Genomic DNA, 7,423 nt, shown 5'->3' on the forward strand with positions numbered 1-7,423 from the left:
TCCGTAGCTCAAGCAACCCCTTTATAAATTGTGTAGTTTTAAATCAGCTCTCTTCGAGTTGATAGCCGGTCCTTCTGCCATAGTTTGGACCGGCTTTTTTATTGCAAAATTACTAAACAGATGTTAGTATGTAGATAAATCCAATGGCTAGGACATTTACAAGGTCAGAGTGTCAGCTGGATCTCTAGTTGGCCTCTGGCTGAGTAAATCAACCACAAAAATTAAGTTCGTTCATAGGAGGTTACCCTCCTCGCACCGGCCCTTCTGCCATAGTTTGGGCCGGTTTTTTATTGGAAAACTGATACTTTTGTGATATCTTTGGAATAAGTATTATTCAATTTGGTTGACGGGATACAGTGGCGCCTCAGGCACTTTGCAAAGGTTGGGGGACCTTTGTAGTATCCCGTCATTTTATGAAATTTGACCTTACGCAGTTCTGTGTAAGGAGTTGTGTAAGACTGTTGGTGTGTTGGAGCCCAACGGTCTTTTTTGTTGAATTTAACCCCATTTTATGGCATTATTGGCTTATGGAGAAATCTAAATTTGAGGATTTACTAGATAAACATTTGAAGCAAAATCCGGACTTTCTTTCGACTGAAGGAGAGGTTTTAAAAGATAGGGTTATTGATAGTGCTTATAAAGCAGATAGAAAATTGATTGAGCTTTTACTTGTAGATGCAGAACTCAAGAAAAAGTTTTTCTCTGAAATACAAGGTCACTGGGTTTTTAATATCAATGATTTTGTAATGTTTGTTCAAGACAAGCATTTTTTGAACGATTCATATACAAAGTACAAGAACAAAATTGGTCTTACTATTGAAGGTAAGTTTCTAAACGAACGAAAAGAGGTCGCTCTTGTGTGGCCTTTTAAAGATACTGTTCTTGAGGGTGGAATGACCAAAGAAGATCAAAAGAAAAAAGAAATTTTCTTTAATGAAATCCTTGCACAAGACGAGATAGACAAACTCCTTGCCCCAAAGGTGCTCACAAAATGGAAACGATACACTGTAAAAGGTGAAGAAGATGTAAAAGAATTAAAGCGAGATGAAAACGGAACAATTAAAGAAAATTTACTTATCAAGGGCAACAATCTACTTGCTTTACACACTTTGAAAGAGCAATTTAGAGGAAAAGTAAAATTAATTTATATCGATCCGCCGTATAATCCAGAAGGGAATAATAATACGTTTGGTTATAACAATAATTTCAATCATTCTACATGGCTTACATTCATGAAGAATAGAATCGATATTGCTAAACAACTACTTACAAAAGATGGAGCAATGATTATTGCAATAGATAAAAACGAACAAACTTATCTCGGAGTTTTGATTGATGAATGTTTTAAGGATTATGAAAATCACTGCATCACTATTGTTCACAATCCAAGAGGTGTTCAGGGGACAAATTTTTCATATACTCATGAATATGCTTATTTTATTTTTCCTGAAAATACTAAAACTATCAAAAATAGAAAAATTGCCGAAGAAGATATAAAAATCAGAGGTCTAAGAGATAATGGTGGAGAATCATTAAGAACTGATGCAAAAAATTGCTTCTTTTCTATTATTGTAGATAAATGCACAAAACAAGTTATCGATTTTGGAGAAGTTTGTGATGATAAAATTCATCCAAAAGTAAATATACACAATGGAGATTTTGTTGAAGTATATCCAATAGACAAAGAAGGTGTTGAAAGAAAATGGAGATATGCAAGACAGAGCATTGAAAAGGTAAAAGATCTGCTTGTTGTTTCAGAAAAAGAGGGTGTGTATGATATTCAAATCGGAAAAGACTTTGGGCAATATAGGACAGTTTGGGTTGATAAAAGATATGATGCAAATGAATATGGTACAAAACTTGTTAAAGATTTAGTACCGAATAGTAATTTTAGTTTCCCAAAATCACTTTGGAATGTCTATGATGCAATTTATGCAGTTGTTCAAGATGATATAGATGCAATTGTTTTGGATTATCACGCGGGATCCGGGACTACAGGTCATGCAGTTTTAGAATTGAATAAAGAAGATAAGGGAAATAGAAAATTTATCTTGATTGAGCAAATGGATTATATTGAAACAATTACAGCACCACGTGTTCAAGCCGTAATTAAAAAAGATAAAATAAATGATAATTTTGTTTATGCTGAATTATTACAGCACAACGAAAGTTTTGTCGAAGAAATTGAGAATGTAAAAGATACAAAAGCACTTTTCAAGATTTGGGAACAAATGAAAGAAAAAGCATTTTTCAAACACAATTTTGAAATGCAAGAATTTGAGAAAAATATTGAAGAATTTAAAAAACTTGATTTAGAAAAACAAAAACAAGTTTTGTTTAGTGTGCTTGATAAAAATCAGCTCTACGTAAACTATTCAGAAATTGAAGACAAAAAATTCAAGATTGAAAAGAAAGATAAAGAAATAAATAAAGAATTTTATGGAAGTAGATAAGCAAAAAATATTCTTTGATGAAGTTATTATTCAAGAGATAAAAAAGTTTGAGGTGGAGGGCAGGAGTCGGTCTGCTTCATTTTTGATGTGGTTTCTGGAGAACTTTTTTGAACTAGATACAGATAACGCCATAAGTGCAGTCTGTGATAATACTAATGACAAAGGCATAGATGGATTATGGGTAAATGATGATAGTGGTGAAATTTATATATTTCAATCTTTTTTACCTAAAAGTGCCGGTAAAGGAACTGGAGATAGTAAATTAAAAGAGTTTATGGGGGTAAAAGAATGGTTTAAGAATGAAGAAACTGTTCAGAAGCTTATTAATTCAAGTGCTAATAGTGACTTGAAAAATATTCTTCAAGAAAATGATGTCGATAAGAAAATTGCTTCGGGTGACTATAAGGTTATGTATGTTTTTGTGACAGCGACTGAGCCTGATTATAATTCTGATGAATTTAATACAGTTTCAGATGTTGAAATATTTGACCTAAAAAAAATGAGTCTCCGTCATTTATATATAGCAAAAGAAGGTGGAGTTAAAGGAAAAAAATCTTTACTTGTTATTAATGGTTTTACATTTGATCTTGCGGATGAAGAAAAAATGAGCGGCTTGTATTTGATTTCTGCTGTTGAGATATTGAAACTTGATGGTGTTAGTGACGGCTCTATTTTTAGTAAAAATGTTAGATTATCTTTAAGGAGATCCAGAATTAATCAAGCAATTGAAGATACCATATCTGCTGAGCCATCAAATTTTCCGGTTTATAATAATGGTATAACAATCGTATGTGACAGGTTTATACAGAAGGATAATAATATTGAGTTGGAAAATTATGCGATTGTTAATGGTTGTCAAACAACTACTACACTTTATAATAGTGAGAATCTGGAAAACGTTGCTGTTGTTGTTAAGATTATTCAAACAAATAACGATAATAATTTAGAAAGAAATATTACCGTTAATTCTAATAATCAAAATGCTATTTCCCTTTCTGATCTAAAATCAGATGATATAACTCAAAAAAGAATTTCAAAAGAATTCCAAGAATTATCTAGTAAATATAGTTTAAATATTTTTTATAAGAATAAAAGAGGTGGCGAGGATCTACAGCCTGATAATTTTTCTATTTTACAAAAAGACCACGCCGCTCAACTTCTTATGTCAGCGGTTCTCGGAGAGTCATATAATTCTCATTTAAAAACAAAAATATATTCTGATCTCTATAAAGATATTTTTAATAAGGATACAACGGCTTTTAGGATATTCTTACTGGATCTAATTTATAAAGAAATTGATAACCAGAAAATTAAAATAAAAGATCAAAGAATTGCTAATTATGGACTCGCTCGATTGTTTATTATTTCCCTTGTTTTTAAGGTTTTAAAAGATTCTTCAGTATGGAAAGAGTTTTTTATTAATCAAAGTAAAGAAACTTTTTTTAGGAATCAAGATAGCTTCCGTAAATGGATATCTAAAATAGTAACAATGGTAATTAATATTTTTAATGCTGAGATTTTAAGAGAAAAAGAATTGAATCAAGGTGAAATTGACTATAAAAATGTATTTAAAAATCGAGAAAAATGTAATGAGCTAAGTACCCGGATTGTGCCAAATTTTCAAAATGCATTAATTGCTTTAGATAAGAATATAGATAGTCTTTATACTAATTAATATGAATTTTCTCTATCAACAACTCGATAGTGTTTCAAAAATGGGATTCCTGAAAAAAGAAATGCCGGATTTTTTGACTGGAAATTTGAATTCAAACTTTGAAATACGAGAGTACCAAAAAGAGGCATTTGCTCGGTTTTTTCATTGTTATAATAATGAATTTGAAAATAAAAAATATCCACTTCATTTTCTTTTTAATATGGCAACAGGCTCCGGAAAAACACTCATTATGGCAGGACTTATTTTGTATCTCTACAACGAGGGGTACAGAAATTTCTTGTTTTTTACTCGTTTTGACAATATCGTTAAAAAAACTATTGATAACTTTTTAAACTCAGAATCAAATAAATATTTGTTTGATAAAGAAATAAGCATCGATAATAAAAAAATAGCAATAAATCAAGTTTCAAATTTTGAAGATTCTGATCCGAATGGAATTAATATTTGTTTTACTACTATAAGTAAACTTCATGGTGATATTTATACTGAAAAAGAAAATAGTATAACTCTAGAAGATTTTAAAAAGCACAAAATAATTTTAATTGCTGACGAAGCTCATAATTTTCAAGTGGCAACACGTCAAAATACAATTTCACCAGAACTAGAAAAGCCAACCTGGGAAAATACAATTCAAAAAATATTTGAACTTAATAAACAAAATCTTCTTTTGGAATTTACAGCGACGCTGGATTGGGAAAACAAAGGGGTTGCAGAAAAATATCAAGATAAAGTTATTTACCGCTATGATCTGAAGCAGTTTAGGAATGATGGATTTTCAAAAGATCCGGCACTTTTTTATACTGATACAGACAGGAAGACAAGAATGCTTCAGGCGATAATTTTGAGTCAATACAAGCAAGAAGTTGCTACAAAGAATGGAATACAGCTAAAGCCGGTAGTTTTGTTTAAAGCACAGAGAACTATTACAGATTCTCAGGAAAATAAAAAGCTTTTTCATGAGCTGATTGAAAATCTTTCAGTGGATGATATTAAGAGCGTGCGAAGTAAAACGAATGTCGCTATTTTGCAAAAAGCTTTTGAATTCTTTAAAGAGAATAAAATCACAGATTCTGTTTTGGTAAAAAAACTTCAAAACGGATTTGCTGAAAATAAATGCCTTGATGCAAACAATGATAATGAAATAGAGAACAATCAAATACTTTTGAATTCTTTGGAAGATGCAAACAATCAAATTCGAGCTATTTTTGCGGTGCAGAAGCTTAATGAGGGTTGGGATGTTTTGAACCTTTTTGATATTGTTCGTTTGTACGAAACTCGAGACGGAAAAAATAACATTCCAGGAAAAACAACAATCGCAGAAGCTCAGCTTGTGGGGCGAGGGGCCCGATACTACCCATTTTCTTTGAATGAAAATGATGAGAAGTATAAAAGAAAGTTTGATAATGATAGAGAAAATGAGCTGGCTATTTTGGAACAGCTTCACTACCACAGTCACAACGAAAGTCGATATATTTCAGAGATTACAAAAGCGTCGGTAGAGCAGGGGCTTTTGGACGAAACAGAAAGAGATGTTGATTTCAAACTTAAAGAAGAATTTAAAACAAAACAGTTTTATAAATCAGGAATTGTTTGGAGTAATAAAAGGGTAAAAACAGATTTTGAAAAGAAAAAAGTTTTGGAAAATTTACCTTGCCGAAAAACAAACATTACTTTTAAAATTTCTTCTGGTATTGGAAGTGAAGAGATGGTTTTTGGACAAAGTAGACAAGTCTTGCGAGGGCAGTTTGTGCCGGAAAGGAAAGACATAAAACTGCCTCAGATTGAAAAACATGTTGTTTTGAAGGCATTACAAAAAAGTGAGTTTTATAATTTTTCAAAAATTTCTGAATTTATACCTGAATTAAAATCTATCGATGAGCTGGTGGAAAGTGAAAAATATCTTGCAGGTTTTGCAATTACTCTTGAGGGAAGAAAGGAGGATATTGATAATTTGAATAATCAAATATATTTTGAAGCGGTTTTGAAACTTTTGAATATTATCCAGCAAGAAATACAATCAAATACTTCAGAATATGAAGGAACGAAAGAATTTGAAGCATCTTCGTTTAAAGTTGTTTTTGGTGATAAGAAAGTGAAAGTAAAAATTGGATCAGAAAACGAAAACGGACGCTGGGACTATGTGAAAGATAAGGATTGGTATGTCTTTGATTCGTTTTATGGAACGAGTGAAGAAAAAGACTTTGTAGATTTGGTAGCTCGGATGATAGACGAACTTCGTGAGAAATACCAAGAAATATATCTTGTGAGAAATGAAAGAGTTTTGAAGATTTTTAGTTTTAAAGATGGATCAGCTTTTGAGCCGGATTATCTTTTGTTTATGAAAGACAAGAAAGGGAAAGATTTGAATTATCAGCTTTTTATTGAGCCAAAAGGAATGCATCTAGCGGAGTACGATAAATGGAAGAATGAGTTTTTACAGGAAATTACTGAAATGAATAAAACCAAAATGGCCTTGGAGTATAAAAGTAAGAAATATAAGATTTTAGGAGTGCCGTTTTATAATAAAGCGAAGGAAAATGATTTTAGAGATAAGTTTTATGAGATTTTAAATTAATATAACTATGAAAAAAGAAAAAGAAATTAAAGATTGTCAGAGTTGTCTTATGCCATTTAGCAAAGACCCACAAGGTGACAACAGGGAAAACCCACACTACTGTAGCTACTGTTTCCGCGACGGAAAACTATGTTTCGAAGGAGACCTAAAGAGTTTCCAAAAGTTTGTATACGGAAAAATGCGTGAGCAGGGTATAGGCTACTGCAAAGCCAAGTTTTTTACTTGGATCATACGTTTTGCTCCAAGATGGAAAGACGCCAAATAGCCTTTGACTAAAACACCTAAAGGTGGTATAAAAATAAAAAATTTGCGGTATGAAAAACCAGAAGAAAAAAGACTGGTGGTACCGCAAAATAGGCGGTATTCACAAGCAGTTGAAGAGGCTTAAAGTCGCTCAATATATTGATACATTTGAAAGAAGTGCGGGCATCTCCGAAGATGTGGTCGTATTTGATATATACAGGAGCGGTACCCACTACAGGTACAACGTCTACAAGAGCAATCTTCCTACAAAGAAGATACACGCTCTGACACAAGGCGCATCTGTAAAGATGCTCGTTTATGAAGATTCTAGTGTGGAAGAAGTAGTGGAGAGCATGCTCGGTGTGTATGACAACTACATTTTTTGCACCTCTAAGGAGAAAGTGGTTTCCGATACTCTGTACAAACATGGTATAGAAGTGAAAGAAGCCAGTCATGAAGAAGATTGTGCTTTAGGTA

Annotated in this window: 5 protein-coding genes; all 5 read left to right on the forward strand. The window is 32.2% G+C overall.

Annotated elements, in window-relative coordinates; all coding sequences use genetic code 11:
• The first annotated feature begins 527 nt into the window (after positions 1-527).
• A complete protein-coding gene (locus tag H6622_18335) occupies positions 528-2,453 on the forward strand; it encodes a site-specific DNA-methyltransferase (protein MCB9063486.1) in 1,926 nt (641 codons plus the stop codon).
• Positions 2,440-4,128, forward strand: coding sequence for an AIPR family protein (locus H6622_18340; protein MCB9063487.1), 1,689 nt, complete (start codon positions 2,440-2,442; stop codon positions 4,126-4,128). Before H6622_18335 ends, H6622_18340 begins: the two co-directional genes overlap by 14 nt.
• 1 nt (position 4,129) lies before the next feature.
• The gene (locus tag H6622_18345; protein MCB9063488.1) at positions 4,130-6,703 is read left to right on the forward strand and encodes a DEAD/DEAH box helicase family protein; all 2,574 of its coding nucleotides are present in this window, start codon (positions 4,130-4,132) and stop codon (positions 6,701-6,703) included.
• 7 nt (positions 6,704-6,710) lie between these two features.
• Positions 6,711-6,968: a hypothetical protein gene (locus H6622_18350; protein ID MCB9063489.1), complete on the forward strand. Its 258-nt coding sequence runs from the start codon at positions 6,711-6,713 to the stop codon at positions 6,966-6,968.
• A 49-nt stretch (positions 6,969-7,017) separates the two neighbouring features.
• Positions 7,018-7,423, forward strand: a 406-nt coding sequence (locus tag H6622_18355) for a hypothetical protein (GenBank protein ID MCB9063490.1), incomplete at its 3' end; no start/stop codon positions are given.

The organism is Halobacteriovoraceae bacterium (assembly GCA_020635115.1).
Classification (GTDB): Bacteria; Bdellovibrionota; Bacteriovoracia; order Bacteriovoracales; family Bacteriovoracaceae; genus JACKAK01.